This window comes from Variovorax sp. GW821-FHT09B01, assembly GCF_059418345.1.
Genome location: NZ_JBWKPQ010000002.1, coordinates 22,520 through 40,129 on the forward strand (window position 1 = coordinate 22,520; position 17,610 = coordinate 40,129).

Sequence of the window (17,610 nt, forward strand, 5' to 3'; positions counted from 1 at the left end):
ACCTCTGTCCTCGCCTGGGCGACACCGCCTTCCGCGCCCAGCGCGAGGCGCTCGAGCGCGCCGACATGGCGCTGCGCAAGCTGGCGGCCCAGGCCCATGGCGAAGCCCTGACCCAGGTGCTCGGCGCCTGGGAGCAGCGCGATGCCGCACGCCTGCCGAGCGTGCAGGAGCTCGGCCGCGCGGTCACGCCGGCCGTGCGCAGCAACTGGTCGCAGGCGATCGGTGCCTCGCCGGCCGCGCGGGCCGACGAGGCTGCCGAAGCGCTGCTGCGCCTCGAAATGGCCGCCGAGGTGCCCACGCCCGCCGAGCAGCTCGAAGCGCGCCGCGCGCTGCAGCTCAAGCTGCTGACCAAGCGCGGCGACCCGGCCCCGGCCCAGACCTGGGGCCAGGACGCCGGCAAGGTGCTGGCGGCTGCGCACGACGCGAACAGCGCGCGCCGCCTGCAGAACGCGCTGAAGGCGCTGCTGCGCAAGTAAGAGACCGACGCGCCGCCGCGGGCCCGAGCGCCCGTGGCGAGCCCGGCATTCCTCGGGCCGCCTCGTGCGGCCCCTCCTTTTTCCGACCTCCGACGATCGCCGCATGGCCTCCACTCCTGACGCATCCCCCGTACTGATCGCCGGCGGCGGCATCGGCGGCCTTTCGCTCGCGCTGACCCTGCACCAGATCGGCGTGCCCTGCCGCGTGTTCGAGGCGGTGCCCGCGCTGCAACCGCTGGGCGTGGGCATCAACCTGCAGCCCAACGCAGTGCGCGAGCTGCACGAGCTCGGCATCGGCAACGACGTGCTCGACCGCATCGGCATCCAGGCGCGCGAATGGGCGCTGGTCGGGCGCAACGGCAACGAGGTCTATGCCGAGCCGCGCGGGTTGCGTGCGGGCTACCGCTGGCCGCAGTACTCGCTGCATCGCGGCGAGCTGCAGATGCTGCTGTACCGCACGGCGCTCGAGCGGCTCGGGCCCGATGCCATCCAGCTCGGCCAGCGGGTCGCGGGCTACCGCAACGGCGAGCACGGCGTCACCGCGTTGATCGAGTCGCGCGACGGCCAGCGCAGCGAGGTCGAGGGCCGGCTGCTGGTGGCGGCCGACGGCCTGCATTCGGCCGTGCGCGCGCAGATGCATCCGCAGCAGCCGCCGATCCAGTGGGGCGGCGCCATCATGTGGCGCGGCACCACGCCGGGCGTGCCGGTGCGCAGCGGTGCGTCCTTCGTCGGCGTCGGTTCGATGCGGCACCGCGTGGTGCTCTATCCGATCTCGCCGGCCGATCCCGCCACGGGCCTGGCCACCATCAACTGGATCGCCGAGATCACGGTCGACAACGCCGAGGGCTGGACGCAGGGCGACTGGAACCGGCGCGTCGAACTGAGCGACTTTGCTCACCACTTCGAGGGCTGGGACTTCGGCTGGCTCGACGTGCCCTCGATGCTGCGCGGGGCGAAGGAGGTCTTCGAGTACCCGATGATCGACCGCGACCCGGTGTCGACCTGGGTCGACGGCCATGTCGCGCTGCTCGGCGATGCCGCGCACGTGATGTACCCGGTGGGTTCCAACGGCGCGAGCCAGGCCATCGTCGATGCGCGCGTGCTTGGCGCTTCCATGCTCTCGCACGGTGTGACGCCGGCGGCGCTGCGCGCCTACGACGAGCGCCTGTGCGCCGACATCTCGGCGCTGGTGCTGCGCAACCGCGGTGCCGGTCCGTTCGGCCTGCTGGGCCTGGTCGACGAGCGCTGCGGCGGCGTGTTCGACGACATCGAGCAGGTCATTCCGGCGGCGGAGCGCGAGGCCTACATGGCACGCTACAAGGCCGCGGCCGGCTTCGCGATCGAGACCCTCAACGCGGCGCCGTCGACGATCGCGCCGGGCGCGCGGGTCGCCATCTAGCCTCGGCTCTGCGGCGGCCCGAAGAAGCGGTCGAAGAGTTCGAGCACGCCCGGGAAATCGCGCCCGAAGTTCGCGCGGTTCACGAAGTAGGCCTCGCAGGCCACCGCGAAGAATTCGCCGATCGAGGTCGCGCCATAGTCGTCGAGCCAGGGCGGCTCCGCGCCGAAGCGCTCGGCCATGATGGTCTGCTCGCGGAAGGCCTCGTAGGCGGGCTGCAGCACGCCGAGCCAGGCCGCGCGGGCCTCGCGCGCATTGCGGCTGCCCGCGAAGCCCGGCGGCAGCGGCGGGCAGCCGTCGGCATCGCCACCGCGCATGTCGATCTTGTGGGCGAACTCGTGGATCACGACGTTGTAGCCGCCCTCGCTGGTGACGCCGCTGGCCAGCACGTCCTGCCAGCTCAGCATCACCGGGCCGTGGTCCATGGCTTCGCCGGCCACGACTTCCTCGTACTCGTGCACCACCGAGGCCTCGTCGACCACCTTGCGCTGGGCGACCACCTCCGACGGATGCACCACGATGCCGACGAAATCGTCGTACCAGACCAGGCCGCCGCGCAGGTGCAGCACCGGCAGCACGGCCTGCGCCGCGATCGCGAGCGCGACCTCGTCGGTGATGACGAAGCCCTGGGCGCCATGGAACTGCTTGTCGCGCAGGAACTGCGCCGTGAGCGCGCGCAGCCGCTCGACGTCGGCGGCCGGGCGCTCGGCCAGGAAGGCATAGCGCGCGAGCGTGGCCTGCCAGGCGGCTTCGGGAATCGGGGGCAGGGCGCGCGGATGGCGCAGGCGGCGCAGCCAGTCGAGCATCGCGTCGGCAACCCCTAGCGCAGATCGACGCGCTGAGCGCCCGCGGGAGACAGGCACAGCAGCTGCGCGCGCGGCGGATGCGCGGCGGCATCCCAGTCGCTGAGCACGAGGCGGCGCAGGCCGCCGCCGAGGTCGTGGTCGGCGGGACGGTGCGTGTGGCCGTGGATCAGCGTGCGTGCATTGGCGCGCGCGAGCCAGTCGCGCGCGGCATCGGCATCGACGTCGGCCCAGACCACCGAGGGATCGCGCTTGCGGTCCTCGCTCTGCACGCGCATCGCACGTGCCAGGGCACGGCGCTCGGCGAGCGGACGCGCGAGAAAGGCCGACTGCCATTCGGGCGTGCGCACCTGGGCGCGAAAGCGCAGGTAGTCGGTGTCGTCCAGGCACAGCGCGTCGCCATGGCTCAACAGCCAGCGTTCGCCGTGCAGCACCAGCACCGTGGGATCGTCGAGCAGCGTGAGGCCGCTTCGGGCGGCGAGCGCGGCGCCGACGAGGAAGTCGCGGTTGCCGTGCATGAAGAACACCGGCAGCCGCGCGGCCGTGCGGCGCAGCAGCTCGGCGCACTGCGCCTCGAAGCCCGGCTCGGCGGCCGCGTCGTCACCGACCCAGACCTCGAACAGGTCGCCGAGGATCACCAGCGCGTCGGCCGGCGTGGTCTCGAGATAGCCGCGCCAGGCCTCGAAGGTGGCGGGCTCGCCGGCCTGCAGGTGCAGGTCGGAGATCAGGTCGACGGTGCGCCATGCGCCAGGCGCCACCAGTTCCGCGAAGGCCGCGGGAGGCGTGGCTGCCGTGTTCATGCCGCCGTCGGCCGTGCCGTCATTCGCCGACGACGACGGCCTTCTCGATCACGACATCCTCGAGCGGCACGTCGTCGTGGAAGCCCTTGCGGCCGGTCTTCACGGCCTTGATCTTGTCGACCACCTCGGTGCCCTTGACCACCTTGCCGAACACGGCGTAGCCCCAGCCCTGGGCCGAGGGCGCGGTGTGGTTGAGGAAGCCGTTGTCGGCCACGTTGATGAAGAACTGCGCGGTGGCCGAGTGCGGCGCGCTGGTGCGGGCCATGGCGACGGTGTAGACATCGTTCTTGAGGCCGTTGTTGGCTTCGTTCTCGATCTCGGCGCCGGTGGGCTTCTGCTTCATGCCGGGCTCGAAACCGCCGCCTTGCACCATGAAGCCGGGGATCACGCGGTGGAACACCGTGTTGTCGTAGTGGCCCTTCTTCACGTACTCGATGAAGTTGGCGGCCGACTTCGGCGCCTTCGCGGCGTCGAGTTCGAGCGTGATGACGCCGAGGTTCTGGATATGCAGGTCGACTTGGGGATTGCTCATGCTGATGCTCCTTGAAAGGGGTGGATGCCTGGCGGGGCCGGCTTACTTCGCCAGGGTGGCGGACTGGATCACGACGGGCGTGACCGGCACGTTCTGCATGCCGTTCTTGTTGCCGGTGGCGACGCCGCGGATCTTGTCGACCACGTCGGTACCCGCCACCACCTTGCCGAACACCGTGTAGCCGTAGCCATCGGGGTTGGGGGCGTTGAGCGAGTCGTTGTTCTTCACGTTGATGAAGAACTGCGAGGTGGCCGAGTTCGGGTTGCCGGTGCGCGCCATGGCGATCGTGTACTTGTCGTTCTTCAGGCCGTTGCTCGCCTCGAGCGGGATCGGCGCGCGCGTGGGCTTCTGCTGCAGGTCGGCCGTGAAGCCGCCGCCCTGGATCATGAAGCCGTCGATCACGCGGTGGAAGACGGTGCCGTCGTAGTGCTTGTCCTTGACGTACTGCAGGAAGTTCTCGACCGTCTTCGGCGCCTTGGCCGCATCGAGCTCGACCACGATGTCGCCGGCCGAGGTCGCGAGCTTCACGCGCTGCTGCGCCTGGGCATGGGCCGTGGCGGCGATGGCGAGGGTGGCCGCGAGCACGAGGGCGCCGCGGCGGCTGAAACGGGAGAGGGCTTGGATCGTCAAGGAAGAGCTCCGTGTCCGAGGGATGAAAAGGATGAAGGCTGGCCGTGAGAGCGCGAGCCTGCGGCAAACGTTCCGGCGTGCGGCTGCGCGGGTGCGTGCGAGCGGCTGGCTTTCGCCGCCTACTTGCTGGTGCGGCCCACCGGCTTGCGCACCACGGGCGCGGCGCCGGGCAGCGCGGCCGCGTCGGCCTCGGTCTTCGGCGTGAAGATCTGGCGGATCAGTTCCAGCTTCGGCGCGACGCTGGTGTTGGTGGTCGCGAAGCGCTGCGCCTTGGTGTAGGACTGGGCGGCGAGGCGCGCATACACGTCGCCGAGGTTTTCCTCGGCCGTGGCGTAGTTGGGGTTGAGCTTGAGCGCGGTCTCGAGCGCATCGCGCGCCTTGTCGAACTGGCTCTGCGAGGCATAGAGCGCCGCGAGGTTGTTGTAGGGCTCGGGCAGCTCGGGGAAGTCCTGCGTGAGCTGGGTGAAGGTCTTGACGGCCTCGTCCTTCTTGCCCTGCTCGGTGAGGATCACGCCGCGCAGGAAGCGCATCTGCGGATCGCGCGGCTTGCCGGCGATGTAGGTGTCGGCCTTGGCCAGCGCCTCGTTCGATTTGCCCTGGCGCAGCAGCAGGTTGACGTCGTCGTAGTCGTTGGCCTGGGCCGCGGAGGCCCACAGGCCGAACAGCAGGGCGATGGCGATCGAAAGTCTGGGAAACACGGCGTTCTTCATGAAGCCTCTGCAAAAGTGCGGCACGAATGCTGCGGAATTGGGGGCGGGGTGGAGCCGGGTCGGGAGCAAGCCTTGCGCTGCGCAAGGGCTCGAAAACACCCGGAAGAAGACTCGGCGGCAGCCGTTTATACTGCCCGGCATTGTAGCCGAGGGGCCCTGTCCAGCCGCCTCGTCGCCACAGCCCCATCACCCCTGAAAACACCGTCGTTCGCCCGCATCGCACGAGCGCGACACGACGCTTTCCGAATCTCATGAGTCTGCGCATCTACAACACGCTTTCGCGTGAACTGGAGGAGTTCTCCCCTTTGCGGCCCGGTCAGGTGCGCATGTACGTCTGCGGCATGACGGTCTACGACTTCTGCCACCTGGGCCATGCGCGCTCGATGATCGCCTTCGACGTGGTCCAGCGCTGGCTCAAGACCAACGGCTTCGCCGTGACCTACGTGCGCAACATCACCGACATCGACGACAAGATCATCCGCCGCGCGGTCGAGAACGGCGAGAGCATCCGCGCGCTGACCGACCGCATGATCGATGCGCTGCACGAGGACGCCGATGCGCTTGGCATCGAGCGCCCCACGCACGAGCCGCGCGCCACCGAGTTCATTCCGCAGATGCTCGCGATGATCGGCACGCTCGAGCAGAAGGGCCTGGCCTACCGCGCGCCCAACGGCGACGTGAACTACGCGGTGCGCAAGTTTCCCGGCTACGGCAAGCTCAGCGGCAAGTCGCTCGACGAGCTGCATGCGGGCGAGCGCGTGGCCGTGCTCGACGGCAAGGACGATCCGCTCGACCCGGTGCTCTGGAAGAGCGCCAAGCCCAGCGAGCCCGACGAGGTGAAGTGGGCCAGCGAGTTCGGACCCGGCAGACCGGGCTGGCACATCGAATGCTCGGCCATGGCCTGCGACCTGCTGGGCGAACGCTTCGACATCCACGGCGGCGGCGCCGACCTGCAGTTCCCGCACCACGAGAACGAGATCGCGCAATCCGAGGGAGCGACCGGCCAGGCGCCGTTCGCGCGCACCTGGATGCACAACGGCTTCATCAACGTCGACGACGAGAAGATGTCCAAGAGCCTGGGCAACTTCTTCCTGATCCGCGACGTGCTCAAGAAGTACGACGCCGAGACCATCCGCTTCTTCGTCGCGCGCACGCACTACCGCAGCCCGCTGAACTACAGCAACGTGCATCTCGACGATGCGCGCAACTCGCTCAAGCGCCTCTACACCGCGCTCGACGCGGTGGCGCCGGGGAGCGTGGCGATCGACTGGACGCAGCCGCACGCGGCACGCTTCAAGGCCGCGATGGACGAGGACTTCGGCACGCCCGAGGCGATCGCCGTGCTGTTCGAACTCGCGGGCGAGGTCAATCGCACGCGATCGGCCGAGAGCGCGGGCCTGCTCAAGGCGCTGGGCGGCGTGCTCGGCCTGCTGCAGGACAGCCCCCAGGCCTTCCTGCAGGCGGGCAGCGCGCTCGACGACGCCGCCATCCAGGTGCTGATCGCACAGCGTGCCGATGCCAAGGCCGCGAAGAACTTCGCCGAGGCCGACCGCATCCGCAAGGAGCTGCTCGACCAGGGCATCGTGCTCAAGGACTCGCCCACCGGCACCACCTGGGCCGTTGCCCAGTGAACGGAACGACCAATCCCATGCCCACCCTGCCCAAGACGAGCGTCGAGATCATCACGCCGGACTATTGGGAGGAGGCCTGCAGGCACCTGTCCAAGAAGGACCGCGTGATGAAGCGGTTGATTCCGCAGTTCGGCGACGCCTGCCTCGAATCGCATGGCGACGCCTTCGTCACGCTGGCGCGCAGCATCGTCGGACAGCAGATCTCGGTGAAGGCCGCGCAATCGGTCTGGGACCGCTTCGCCGCGCTGCCGCGCAAGCTCACGCCGCGCAACGTGCTCAAGCTCAAGGTCGACGACATGCGCGCGGCCGGCCTGTCGGTGCGCAAGATCGACTACCTGGTCGACCTGGCGCTGCACTTCGACTCGGGCAAGGTGCATGTCGATGCCTGGAACGACATGGCCGACGAGCTCATCATCGACGAGCTCGTCGCCATCCGCGGCATCGGCCGCTGGACCGCCGAGATGTTCCTGATCTTCCACCTGATGCGGCCCAACGTGCTGCCCGTGGACGACCTGGGGCTGCTCAACGGCATCAGCGTCAACTATTTTTCGGGTGATCCGGTCAGCCGCAGCGATGCCCGCGACGTGGCCGTGGCCTGGGCCCCGTATTGCAGCGTGGCGACTTGGTATATTTGGCGCTCTCTCGACCCGGCGCCGGTCGTCGCATACTGAAAAACAGGAGAAGACGTTGGCGAAACGAACCTTCCTAGACTTCGAGCAACCCATCGCGGAACTCGAAACCAAGATCGAAGAATTGCGTTATGTGCAGACCGAATCCGCGGTCGACATCTCGGAAGAAATCGATCAGCTCGGCAAAAAGAGCCAGCAGCTCACCAAGGACATCTACAGCGACCTGACGCCCTGGCAGATCACCAAGATCGCACGGCATCCGGAACGCCCCTACACGCTCGACTACGTCCACGAGATCTTCACCGACTTCGTCGAACTGCACGGCGACCGCCATTTCTCCGACGACCTCTCGATCGTCGGCGGCCTCGCGCGCTTCAACGGCACGCCCTGCATGGTGCTCGGCCACCAGAAGGGCCGCGACACCAAGGAGCGCACCGCGCGCAACTTCGGCATGAGCAAGCCCGAGGGCTACCGCAAGGCGTTGCGCCTCATGAAGACGGCCGAGAAGTTCAAGCTGCCGGTCTTCACCTTCGTCGACACGCCCGGTGCCTATCCCGGCATCGACGCCGAGGAGCGCGGCCAGTCCGAGGCCATCGGCCGCAACATCTTCGAGATGGCGCAGCTCGAGGTGCCGATCATCGTGACCATCATCGGCGAGGGCGGCTCCGGCGGCGCGCTGGCGATCTCGGTCGGCGACCAGGTGCTGATGCTGCAGTACTCCGTGTATTCGGTGATCAGCCCCGAAGGCTGCGCCTCGATCCTCTGGAAGACCAGCGAGAAGGCGCAGGAAGCCGCCGACGCGCTCGGCATCACCGCGCACCGTCTCAAGGCCCTGGGCCTGGTCGACAAGATCGTGAGCGAGCCGGTGGGCGGTGCGCACCGCGACCATCGCCAGATGGCCGCCTTCCTCAAGCGCGCGCTCAACGATGCGTTCCGCCAGGTCAGCGACCTGAAGCCGCGCGAACTGCTCGACCGCCGCTACGAGCGCCTGCAAAGCTACGGCCGCTTCACCGACACCAAGGCCGACGCCGGCCGCTGAGCCGGCCGCGGCACCGCCATGACCGCCGCCTTCGAACGGGCCATGGCCGCGTTCGAGCCGGCGCATCTGCCGCTGGCCGTGGGCTTCAGTGGCGGCGCCGATTCCACCGCACTGCTGGCGGCCTGCGCCGCGCGCTGGCCGGGCCAGGTGCGTGCCTTGCACGTGCACCACGGCCTGCAGTCGGCGGCCGACGATTTCGAACGCCATTGCCGCGCGGTCTGCGAGCGGCTCGGCGTGCCCGTGAGCGTTCGGCGCGTCGATGCGCGCCATGCGTCCGGCGACAGCCCCGAGGATGCGGCGCGGCGCGCGCGCTACGAGGCCTTGGCCACGATGGCGAGCGAGCAGGGCGTGCGCGCCATCGCGCTGGGCCATCACGCCGACGACCAGATCGAGACCCTGCTGCTGGCCCTGTCGCGCGGCGCGGGGCTGCCGGGTCTTTCGGCCATGCCAGCGCATGCGCTGCGCGGCGGCATCGACTTCCACCGGCCGCTGCTCGCGGTGCCGGGCAGCGAGATCCGCGCATGGCTCGCGGCCGCCGGGCTGCCCTGGATCGAGGACCCGACCAACACCGACGCGCGCTTCACGCGCAACCGCATCCGCGCCGTGCTGCTGCCCGCGCTGGCCGAGGCCTTCCCGCAGTTCCGCGGCACCTTCGCGCGCAGTGCCGGCCATGCGGCGCAGGCGCAGCAACTGCTCGACGAGGTCGCTGCGCAGGACCTCGAGGCCGTCGGCGAGCCGCCGCGGATCGCCGCGCTGCAGGCGCTGTCGCGCGCACGCCAGGCCAATCTGCTGCGTCACTGGCTCGCGCGCACGCATGGCCGCGCACCGAGCGCGGCGCAGCTCGACCAGTTGCTCGACCAGGTCCGCGCCTGCACCACGCGCGGCCACCGGATCCACCTCAAGGTGGCGGACGGTTTCGCCGAACGCAGGGGGGATCGGCTGCATTGGTACAATGCCCCGCCCTCGCCACCAGCCTCGCGCTGACAGCCTGCGGGGCGCCGCCTTCGCCGCATGCGCCGCATATGGTTGAAGCGCGGGATTTTTCTTCTCTCAGAATTCACCCATGGCATTGATCGTTCACAAATACGGCGGCACGTCGATGGGCTCGACCGAGCGCATCCGCAATGTCGCCAAGCGCGTCGCCAAGTGGGCGCGCGCCGGCCACCAGATGATCGTGGTCCCGAGTGCCATGAGCGGCGAAACCAATCGCCTGCTCGGCCTGGCGAAAGAGCTCGCACCCAGCAAACCGGCCGAGGCGCACAACCGCGAACTCGACATGCTCGCCTCCACCGGCGAGCAGGCCTCGTCGGCGCTGCTGGCCATCGCGCTGCAGGCCGAGGGCGTGGAGGCCGTGAGCTACGCAGGCTGGCAGGTGTCGGTGCGCACCGACAGCTCCTACACCAAGGCCCGCATCGAGAGCATCGACGACGCCCGCGTGCGCGCCGACCTCGCGGTCGGCCGCGTGGTCGTCATCACCGGCTTCCAGGGCGTGGACGATGCCGGCAACATCACGACGCTGGGCCGCGGCGGCAGCGACACCTCGGCGGTGGCAATCGCGGCCGCGATGAAGGCCAACGAGTGCCTGATCTACACCGACGTCGACGGCGTCTACACCACCGACCCGCGCGTCGAGCCCGATGCGCGCCGCCTCTCGACCGTGAGCTTCGAGGAGATGCTCGAGATGGCGAGCCTGGGCTCCAAGGTGCTGCAGATCCGCTCGGTGGAATTCGCCGGCAAGTACAAGGTGCCGCTGCGCGTGCTGTCCAGCTTCACGCCCTGGGACATCGACATCAATGAAGAGGCCAAGTCCGGCACGCTGATCACTTTCGAGGAAGACGAAAACATGGAACAAGCCGTCGTATCCGGCATCGCTTTCAACCGCGACGAAGCCAAGATCTCGGTGCTCGGCGTGCCCGACAAGCCGGGCATCGCGTATCACATCCTCGGTGCGGTGGCCGACGCCAACATCGAAGTCGACGTGATCATCCAGAACCTCAGCAAGGACGGCAAGACCGACTTCAGCTTCACGGTGCATCGCAACGAGTACGCGCGCACCGTCGACCTGCTGCAGGCCAAGGTCATGCCTTCGCTGGGCGCGACCGAAATCGTCGGCGACACCAAGATCTGCAAGGTCAGCATCGTGGGCATCGGCATGCGCAGCCACGTGGGCGTGGCGAGCAAGATGTTCCGCGTGCTGAGCGAAGAGGGCATCAACATCCAGATGATTTCGACCAGCGAGATCAAGACCTCGGTCGTGATCGACGAAAAATATATGGAGTTGGCGGTGCGCGCGTTGCACAAAGCCTTCGATCTGGACCAACCAGCCGCCTGAGTGATGGCATAATCTCGGCTTCTTTCAGGAACTGTGACCGAGTGGCCGAAGGTGCTCCCCTGCTAAGGGAGTATGGGGTGTAGAGCCTCATCGAGGGTTCGAATCCCTCCGGTTCCGCCAAGACCCGTGCCGAGGACGAAAGTCCAAGGACGGAAAAGCCCAGAAGCATCGCTGCTTCTGGGCTTTTTTCTTGGCCGCTCGGAATGCGCTCTGGGTGGCGCTTCCTTCTTTTCGTTCCTTCGCGGCCTGACAGCACGGCAGCGGTATCGCACCGCCGCCCGATCGCTTCTCGCCTACTGCCCGAGCGCCGACAGCGGTGCAGCGGGCATGGTGGGCAGCACCGCCGGCATGCTGTCCACCAGCCGCACTTCCAGCGGATCGCAGGGCGCGCCGTTCTGGCGGCCGTCGAAGCGCACGCGGATGTGCGAGTGGGTCGCGCCGGTGATGGTGCCCAGGCGTCCGTCGCAGAACACGCGGCTGCCGCGTTGGAACTGCAGGCCGAAACGATCGTTGATCTCCTTGAAGCTCATCAGTACCTCCTGTTGTCGATGGGCTGGAGCGATGGTCAGGGCGTTTAACAAACGTTGCCGTCAGTTACCTGATGTCTTCGGCTGTAGGCCGAATCGCGCATGTGACGAAGGTCAAAACCTTAGCGCCGGACTGCCAAGCCTTGTGAATCGAGCCGCTCCAGCGCGTGGAGTGGGCGCGATGTGGCTGTGAAAACGTGAACTGTGAATCCCCAAGCGTGTGTTATTCACAAACAGCCAGTGCAAAACGTAACCTGATTCTTCTCTGGCATGCGGGGAGGAATTAACTTACGTAACTCGTCACATAAAAAAGGTACAGGGAGTGACAAACACATTGCAGGACAGCTTCGCCTGTCGCGTCAGCATGCCCATCGCCACGGCCGAAGAGCGGTGTTTTCGTTATGTTCCGGCGGTCGCCATCTTTCGCCGGATTCCACACGAGACGCTCGACACCTGGTTGATGCCCAATGGAAAGGCCCGCGGCGACCGCGAGCTCGCGAGCGAGGTCCTGATCGAGGTCAGGCACGCGGGCGACGACAGCGGCGCCACGCCGCAGCGTTTCGACCTGTCGGAGGTGCTCGACGTCGGTCGCGCCGCGTCGCTGTTCGTCTCGACCTTTCTCTCGAGCCTGCCGCGGCCCTGAGTCGGGGCCGTCGGCCACCCGCGGGCGGCCCGAAGATCGGAACCTCCAGCGAAATCCCGCCGGATTGCTAGCAAATCATTTCCGCTTTTGCGCGGGAAGCGTGACTTTGTTCCGGCGGGAATGTTAACTTTTGTTGTCGATTTCGGGCGTGCGTCCTAAGATTGGTCGCACATGCACGCCCCATCCCTCGTTCTCGAACTGCCGGACCACTGGACCGGCGCCTTCGAACCCACGATGAACGCCGACGGCTCCTGCGCCGGAGTGGCCGAGATCTTCCTGGACGGCGTCCCGCGCTGCGCCCTGGTGATTTCCGAGCAGCCGACCTGGGACATCGCCTTCCAGCGCGCCCAGTCCAAGGCGGTCCAGTTCGTCCGCGCCTGGACCTGCAGCGCCGACTGAGCCCGGCTCGGTCCCGGCGCCGCGGCGCTCAGCAGGTCACGCCGCCGTCGATGACCAGGCTCTGCCCGGTCATGAAGGCCCCCGCGCGCGAAGCCAGGAACACCGCCGCGCCCGCGATCTCGTCGGGCTCGCCGATGCGCCGCAGCGGCGTGCTCTCGGTGCGGCGGCGCAGGTTCTCGGGGTCTTCCCAGAGCGCGCGCGCGAAGTCGGTCCTGATCAGGCCCGGCGCGATGCAGTTCACGCGCACGTTGTGCGGCCCGTACTCCACCGCGAGGTTGCGCGCGAGCTGGAAGTCGGCCGCCTTCGAGACGTTGTAGGCGCCGATCACCGGCGAGCCGCGCAGGCCGCCGATCGAGGAGACGATGATGATCGAGCCTTCCTTGCGCTCGATCATCTGCGGCACCGCGAAGTTGATCAGCCAGTGGTTGGCGATCACGTTGTTCTCGAGGATCTTGCGGAACTGGTCGTCCTCGATACCGGCCAGCGGGCCGTAGTAGGGGTTCGAGGCGGCATTGCACACCACGATGTCGACACGCCCGAGCTGGCGCGTGGTCTCCTCGACCAGGTGGCGCAGCTCTTCCTTCGACGAGATGTTGGCCGGGATCGAGATCGCCGCGCCCGCGCCGTGCGCGGCGTTGATGGCGTCGCGCACTTCGGCGCAGGGCTCGGGCTTGCGCGACGAGATCACGACCTTCGCGCCGTGCTCGGCCAGGCGCTCGGCGATGGCGCGGCCGATGCCGCGCGAGGAACCGGTGACGATGGCCACCTTGCCGGCCAGCGAGAACAAGGACATGGTTTTGTGTCTCCTCGAAGTTGTCAGTCCGCGTAGCGCCCGTACTCCATGCGCGCGATGGAGCGGTTGTGCACCTCGTCGGGTCCGTCGGCCAGCCGCATCGTGCGCATGCTGGCGTACTGCTTGGCCAGGCCGAAGTCGGTGGTGACGCCGGCTGCGCCATGGGCCTGGATCGCCATGTCGATGATGCGCAGCGCGGTGCGTGGCGCCGCCACCTTGATCATCGCGATCTCGAGGCGCGCCACCTTGTTGCCCACGCGGTCCATCAGGTCGGCCGCCTTGAGGCACAAGAGGCGCGTCATCTCGATGTCGATGCGGGCCTCGGCCACGCGCTGCTCCCACACCGACTGGTCGGCGATGCGCTTGCCGAAAGCGGTGCGCGACTGCAGCCGGCGCACCATCTTCTCGAGCGCCACCTCGGCGCCGCCGATCGAGCGCATGCAGTGGTGGATGCGCCCGGGCCCGAGCCGGCCCTGCGCGATCTCGAAGCCGCGGCCCTCGCCGAGCAGCAGGTTCGCCGCCGGCACGCGCACGTCGCGGAACACCACCTCGGCATGGCCGTGCGGCGCGTCGTCGAAGCCGAACACCGGCAGCATGCGCACGATCTCGATGCCGGGCGTGTTCAGTGGCACCAGGATTTGCGACTGCTGCGAATGGCGTGGTGCCTCGGGGTCGGTCTTGCCCATCACGATGGCGATCTCGCAGCGCGGATCGCCCACGCCCGAGGACCACCACTTGCGGCCGTTGATCACGTAGTGGTCGCCGTCGCGGCGGATCGAGGTCTCGATGTTGGTGGCGTCGGACGAGGCCACGTCGGGCTCGGTCATCAGGAAGGCCGATCGGATCCGGCCTTCGAGCAGCGGCTGCAGCCAGCGCTTCTTGTGCTCGTCGCTGCCGTAGCGGATCAGCACTTCCATGTTGCCGGTGTCGGGCGCCGAGCAGTTGAAGACCTCGGAGGCGAAGCCGACCTTGCCCATTTCCTCGGCGCAGACGGCGTACTCGAGGTTGGTGAGGCCGGCGCCCTTGTAGGGGCTGTCGGAGGGCACCGAATCGAGCGGCAGGAACAGGTTCCACAGCCCGGCCTCGCGCGCCTTGGCCTTGAGCTCCTCCACGATCGGCACGACCTGCCAGCGGTTCTCGCCGAAGCCCTGCATCTGCGCCATGTAGGTGGGCACGGCGGGGTGGACGTGCGCCTTCATGAAGGCGATTACGCGATCGCGCCAGTGCACTTGCTTGTCGGACAGGGTGAAGTCCATGACGGTCTCCTCTTTCTTCGTTCGTCGGATCCGGCGCGAGCCGGGCCTGGCGACGATAGCAAGGGCGCCGTTCCAGTACAAACCGGTCATTCCAAAATGGTGGAACATAGGTGACTCGTATGGCTGATGCCGATGAATGCGCGAATACTTGTTCTTCGATTCCTGCTCGGTATCATCGCGGCCCACCGTCCTTCCCGCCGCCGAAGAAGCTTGCCCCCATGACCGCCGTCACCGCCCGCGAGCCGCAGACCGCGCGTTTCCAGGAAAAGCGCGATGCCATCCTCAACGCGGCCGCGGCGCAGTTCAACGCACAGGGCGTCAAGGGCGCGACCCTGGCGGGCATCGCGGCCAGCGTGGGTCTGGTGACCAACAGCGTCACCTACTACTACCGCAAGAAGGAAGACCTGGCCACCGCCTGCTTCCTGCGCGCCATCGTGCTGTTCGACGGCATCGCCGAGGCCGCGGCGCGCGAGGCCACGGTGGCGGCGCGGGTGCGCGCCTTCCTGGCGGGCCATGCCGCGCTGCTGGCGGCGGTGGCGCTCGGCGAGCATCCGCCGGTGGTGGCCTTCAGCGACGTGCGCGCGCTGCCGAGCCCGCAGCTCGAGACCGTGCACACCGCCTACACCGGCATGTTCCGCCGCGTGCGCGGGCTGCTCAAGGACGAGGCCACGGCGCATTGGCCGCGCGAGATGCGCAATGCGCGTACCCATCTGCTGCTGTCGCTGGTGCACTGGCTGCCGGCCTGGTTCGGCCGCTACGAGGAGGCGCAGTACCCGCGCATGGTCGCGCGCGTCGCCGACATCGTGCTCAACGGGCTCGGCGCGCCGGCGGCGCGATGGGAAGCGGCGGCGCTGTCCGAGGATGCCGCGCTGCACGCGCCCACCGACAACCCCGCGATGGATGCCTTCCTGCGCGCGGCCACCGCGCTGCTCAACGAGCAGGGCTACCGCGGCGCCTCGGTCGACAAGATCTCGGCGCGGCTCAATGTCACCAAGGGCTCGTTCTATCACCACAACGACAACAAGCTGGACCTGATCTCGGCCTGCTTCGAGCGCACCTTCGAGGTCATCCGCCGCGCCTTCGACCTCGCCGAGCAAACGGGCGGCAGCGGCTGGCAGCGCGCGGGCCTGGCGGCGCGCATGCTGGTGCGCTTCCAGCTCTCGGCCGAGGGCCCGCTGCTGCGCCTCTCGTCGACCAGCGCGCTGCCCGAGGCGGCCGACCGCGCGCAGATTCACCGGACGCTGCAGCAGCGCATCGAGCGCATGGCGGCGATGCTGGTCGACGGTCTCGTCGATGGATCGCTGCGGCCGCTCGATGCCGCGATCGCGGCACAGCTGGTGGTGGGCCTGATCAACGGCGCGGCCGAGCTGCACCGCTGGGTGCCCGATGCGAACGAGGCCTCGGTGGTCGCGCTCTACGTGCGGCCGATCTTCATGGGGCTGCTCAGCGAAGCATCTGCTGCCGCCTGACGGCGTTCACATGCGCGCGCGATACGCCTCGTAGCCGGGCTCGAGCTCCACGTCCATCGATTGCAGGAAGCGGCTCACGCAGACATAGAAACTCGCGGTCAGCACCAGCTCGACCACGGCCGCGTCGTCGAAGCCGCGCGCCCTGAGCTGCGCCACGGTGGCCGCCGAGGCCGAGGGACCGCGCGTGACCTCCTCGGCGAGCTGCAGCACCGCGCGCGCGTCGGCATCGAAGAGATCGCTGTCGCGCCAGTGCGCGAGCGCATCGATCTGCGCCTCGCTCACGCCGGCTTCGGTGGCCATCGGCAGGTGATGGGCCCATTCGTAGGCGGTGCCCGAGAGCTGCGCGCCGCGCAGGATCATCAGCTCGCGCAGCAGCCGGGGCGTCTTCGCATTCAGGCGCAGCGGCCAGGCGAAGTCGAGCCAGCCGCGGAACAGCTCGGGCGCGCTGCCCAGCACGCGGTAGAGATGCGGCAGGTGGAAGTCCGGCCCGCGCGCGGCGCGCACGCGCTCGAACAGCGCCGCGGCGGCGGGATCTTCGGGATGCTCGGGCAGCAGGGGAACGCGGGGCATGGCGCTGGGTCCTCGTTCGGTGGATGTCAGGCGGCGCGGGTGTCGGGCCGCAGGCCGGGCGAGGGCACGTTGCCGGCCGTGGCGCCCGCGTCGACCGGCAGGATCACGCCCGTGACCCAGCGCGCCTCGTCGCTCGCGAGGTAGGCCACGGCCTGGCCCACGTCCCAGCCCGAGCCCTCGGTTTGCAGCAGCGAACGCTTGCGGCGCTGCTCGCGCACCTCGGGCGTCATGCGGCCTGCGACCATCGGCGTGTAGACCATGCCGGGGGCCACGCAGTTGACGCGGATGCCCTCGACGCCGTGGTGCGCGGCCATGGCGCGGGTCATGTTGACCACCGCGCCCTTCGAGGTCGGATAGAGCAGCGCCGGCGTGCCGCCGATCAGGCCCGCGACCGAGGCGATGTTGACGATGGCGCCGCGGCCCAGCTTGCGCATCTCGGGGATCGCGTACTTCGCCATCAGCATCATCGAGGTGACGTTGACCCGCAGCGCGTGGTCCCACTCCTCGAGGTCGAGATCGACCGCATTGCCGGCCGGCCCGCCGATGCCGACGTTGTTGACCAGGATGTCGACGCGGCCCCAGGCCTCGACCGCGTAAGCCACCGCCTGGCGGCATTGCACGGCGTCCGACACGTCGCAAGCCAGCGCGAGCGCGCTGCCGCCCTCGGCCGCGATCATGCGTTCGGTCTCGCGCGCGCAGTCGAGCTGCGCATCGAGCAGCAAGACGCGCGCGCCGCGGCGCGCGAGCAGGAGGGCGGCGGCGCGGCCGTTGCCGATCTCGGCGCTGCGCGAGCCGGCGCCGGTCACGATCGCGACGCGGCCTTCGAGGCCGCTGCTGGCGGCTTCGGCATGGGGTGTGGAGGCGGTGGATGTGTTCACGGTGCGGGCGCGGGGCCGGGGACGGTGGAGGGAATGGTCCGCAGCTTAAGTCGCGAGGCTGGCACCGGCGAACGGTGTTTCTCCCAGGGTGAATCGT

At 68.5% G+C, this 17,610-nt stretch carries 19 protein-coding genes, 1 tRNA gene and 1 pseudogene; 11 read left to right on the plus strand and 10 right to left on the minus strand.

From position 1 onward, the window contains the following. Positions 1-476, plus strand: a pseudogene (locus tag AC07RV_RS07190) (DUF349 domain-containing protein); the annotation flags it as partial. Positions 477-579: 103 nt separating this feature from the next. Beyond that, positions 580-1,875, plus strand: coding sequence for a flavin-dependent oxidoreductase (locus AC07RV_RS07195; RefSeq protein ID WP_296781920.1), 1,296 nt, complete (start codon positions 580-582; stop codon positions 1,873-1,875). On the opposite strand, the gene AC07RV_RS07200 is transcribed toward AC07RV_RS07195, so the two are convergent. The 5 genes from AC07RV_RS07200 to AC07RV_RS07220 form a co-directional block, all read right to left on the minus strand. Further along, positions 1,872-2,678, minus strand: a complete 807-nt coding sequence (locus AC07RV_RS07200) for a M90 family metallopeptidase (protein WP_208510412.1) — start codon at positions 2,676-2,678, stop codon at positions 1,872-1,874. The two genes, AC07RV_RS07195 and AC07RV_RS07200, sit on opposite strands and share 4 nt — an antisense overlap. 14 nt (positions 2,679-2,692) lie before the next feature. Then, positions 2,693-3,475 (minus strand): UDP-2,3-diacylglucosamine diphosphatase, encoded by a 783-nt coding sequence (locus tag AC07RV_RS07205; protein WP_296781919.1) that lies wholly within the window; start codon positions 3,473-3,475, stop codon positions 2,693-2,695. 19 nt (positions 3,476-3,494) lie between these two features. After that, on the minus strand, positions 3,495-4,007 hold the full coding sequence (locus AC07RV_RS07210; protein WP_093344304.1) for a peptidylprolyl isomerase: 513 nt from the start codon (positions 4,005-4,007) through the stop codon (positions 3,495-3,497). 42 nt (positions 4,008-4,049) lie between these two features. Further along, positions 4,050-4,637: a peptidylprolyl isomerase gene (locus AC07RV_RS07215; protein WP_093344303.1), complete on the minus strand. Its 588-nt coding sequence runs from the start codon at positions 4,635-4,637 to the stop codon at positions 4,050-4,052. A gap of 119 nt (positions 4,638-4,756) precedes the next feature. After that, on the minus strand, positions 4,757-5,347 hold the full coding sequence (locus AC07RV_RS07220; RefSeq protein WP_093344301.1) for a tetratricopeptide repeat protein: 591 nt from the start codon (positions 5,345-5,347) through the stop codon (positions 4,757-4,759). Positions 5,348-5,598: 251 nt separating this feature from the next. On the opposite strand from AC07RV_RS07220, the gene cysS reads away from it, so the two are divergent. The 6 genes from cysS to AC07RV_RS07250 all read left to right on the plus strand — a co-directional run bounded on the left by cysS (position 5,599) and on the right by AC07RV_RS07250 (position 11,098). After that, the gene (cysS, locus tag AC07RV_RS07225) at positions 5,599-6,978 is read left to right on the plus strand and encodes a cysteine--tRNA ligase (RefSeq protein WP_296781918.1); all 1,380 of its coding nucleotides are present in this window, start codon (positions 5,599-5,601) and stop codon (positions 6,976-6,978) included. 17 nt (positions 6,979-6,995) lie between these two features. Then, complete coding sequence (locus AC07RV_RS07230; protein WP_093344298.1) at positions 6,996-7,649, plus strand: DNA-3-methyladenine glycosylase family protein; 654 nt, start codon at positions 6,996-6,998, stop codon at positions 7,647-7,649. Between the two features lie 16 nt (positions 7,650-7,665). Beyond that, positions 7,666-8,646, plus strand: a complete 981-nt coding sequence (locus tag AC07RV_RS07235; protein WP_093344296.1) for an acetyl-CoA carboxylase carboxyltransferase subunit alpha — start codon at positions 7,666-7,668, stop codon at positions 8,644-8,646. Positions 8,647-8,664: 18 nt separating this feature from the next. After that, positions 8,665-9,630, plus strand: a complete 966-nt coding sequence (tilS, locus tag AC07RV_RS07240) for a tRNA lysidine(34) synthetase TilS (protein WP_296781917.1) — start codon at positions 8,665-8,667, stop codon at positions 9,628-9,630. 79 nt (positions 9,631-9,709) lie between these two features. Continuing rightward, complete coding sequence (locus AC07RV_RS07245) at positions 9,710-10,978, plus strand: aspartate kinase (RefSeq protein ID WP_057594462.1); 1,269 nt, start codon at positions 9,710-9,712, stop codon at positions 10,976-10,978. Between the two features lie 27 nt (positions 10,979-11,005). Continuing rightward, a tRNA-Ser gene (locus tag AC07RV_RS07250) sits at positions 11,006-11,098 on the plus strand. Between the two features lie 173 nt (positions 11,099-11,271). Here AC07RV_RS07250 and AC07RV_RS07255 read toward each other — a convergent pair. Then, positions 11,272-11,508, minus strand: a complete 237-nt coding sequence (locus tag AC07RV_RS07255) for a hypothetical protein (RefSeq protein ID WP_296781916.1) — start codon at positions 11,506-11,508, stop codon at positions 11,272-11,274. 361 nt (positions 11,509-11,869) lie between these two features. Between AC07RV_RS07255 and AC07RV_RS07260 the strand changes: the two genes are divergently transcribed. Both AC07RV_RS07260 and AC07RV_RS07265 read left to right on the plus strand, forming a co-directional pair. After that, a complete protein-coding gene (locus tag AC07RV_RS07260) occupies positions 11,870-12,148 on the plus strand; it encodes a hypothetical protein (protein ID WP_296781915.1) in 279 nt (92 codons plus the stop codon). 171 nt (positions 12,149-12,319) lie between these two features. Further along, positions 12,320-12,547 (plus strand): hypothetical protein, encoded by a 228-nt coding sequence (locus AC07RV_RS07265; protein ID WP_093344290.1) that lies wholly within the window; start codon positions 12,320-12,322, stop codon positions 12,545-12,547. 28 nt (positions 12,548-12,575) lie between these two features. Here AC07RV_RS07265 and AC07RV_RS07270 read toward each other — a convergent pair whose 3' ends face one another. Together AC07RV_RS07270 and AC07RV_RS07275 are read right to left on the minus strand one after the other, a co-directional pair. Continuing rightward, positions 12,576-13,340 carry an SDR family NAD(P)-dependent oxidoreductase gene (locus AC07RV_RS07270; RefSeq protein ID WP_296781914.1) on the minus strand — a complete coding sequence of 255 codons (765 nt, stop codon included), beginning with the start codon at positions 13,338-13,340 and terminating at the stop codon, positions 12,576-12,578. A 23-nt stretch (positions 13,341-13,363) separates the two neighbouring features. Beyond that, positions 13,364-14,596: an acyl-CoA dehydrogenase family protein gene (locus tag AC07RV_RS07275; protein WP_296781913.1), complete on the minus strand. Its 1,233-nt coding sequence runs from the start codon at positions 14,594-14,596 to the stop codon at positions 13,364-13,366. A 218-nt stretch (positions 14,597-14,814) separates the two neighbouring features. Between AC07RV_RS07275 and AC07RV_RS07280 the strand changes: the two genes are divergently transcribed. After that, entirely contained in the window at positions 14,815-16,065 is a 1,251-nt protein-coding gene (locus tag AC07RV_RS07280; protein WP_296781912.1) for a TetR/AcrR family transcriptional regulator, read from the plus strand. Between the two features lie 6 nt (positions 16,066-16,071). Here AC07RV_RS07280 and AC07RV_RS07285 read toward each other — a convergent pair whose 3' ends face one another. Both AC07RV_RS07285 and AC07RV_RS07290 read right to left on the minus strand, forming a co-directional pair. Then, the gene (locus tag AC07RV_RS07285; RefSeq protein WP_296781911.1) at positions 16,072-16,635 is read right to left on the minus strand and encodes a carboxymuconolactone decarboxylase family protein; all 564 of its coding nucleotides are present in this window, start codon (positions 16,633-16,635) and stop codon (positions 16,072-16,074) included. A gap of 26 nt (positions 16,636-16,661) precedes the next feature. Next, a complete protein-coding gene (locus tag AC07RV_RS07290) occupies positions 16,662-17,513 on the minus strand; it encodes an SDR family NAD(P)-dependent oxidoreductase (RefSeq protein WP_296781910.1) in 852 nt (283 codons plus the stop codon). Positions 17,514-17,610 lie beyond the last annotated feature (97 nt).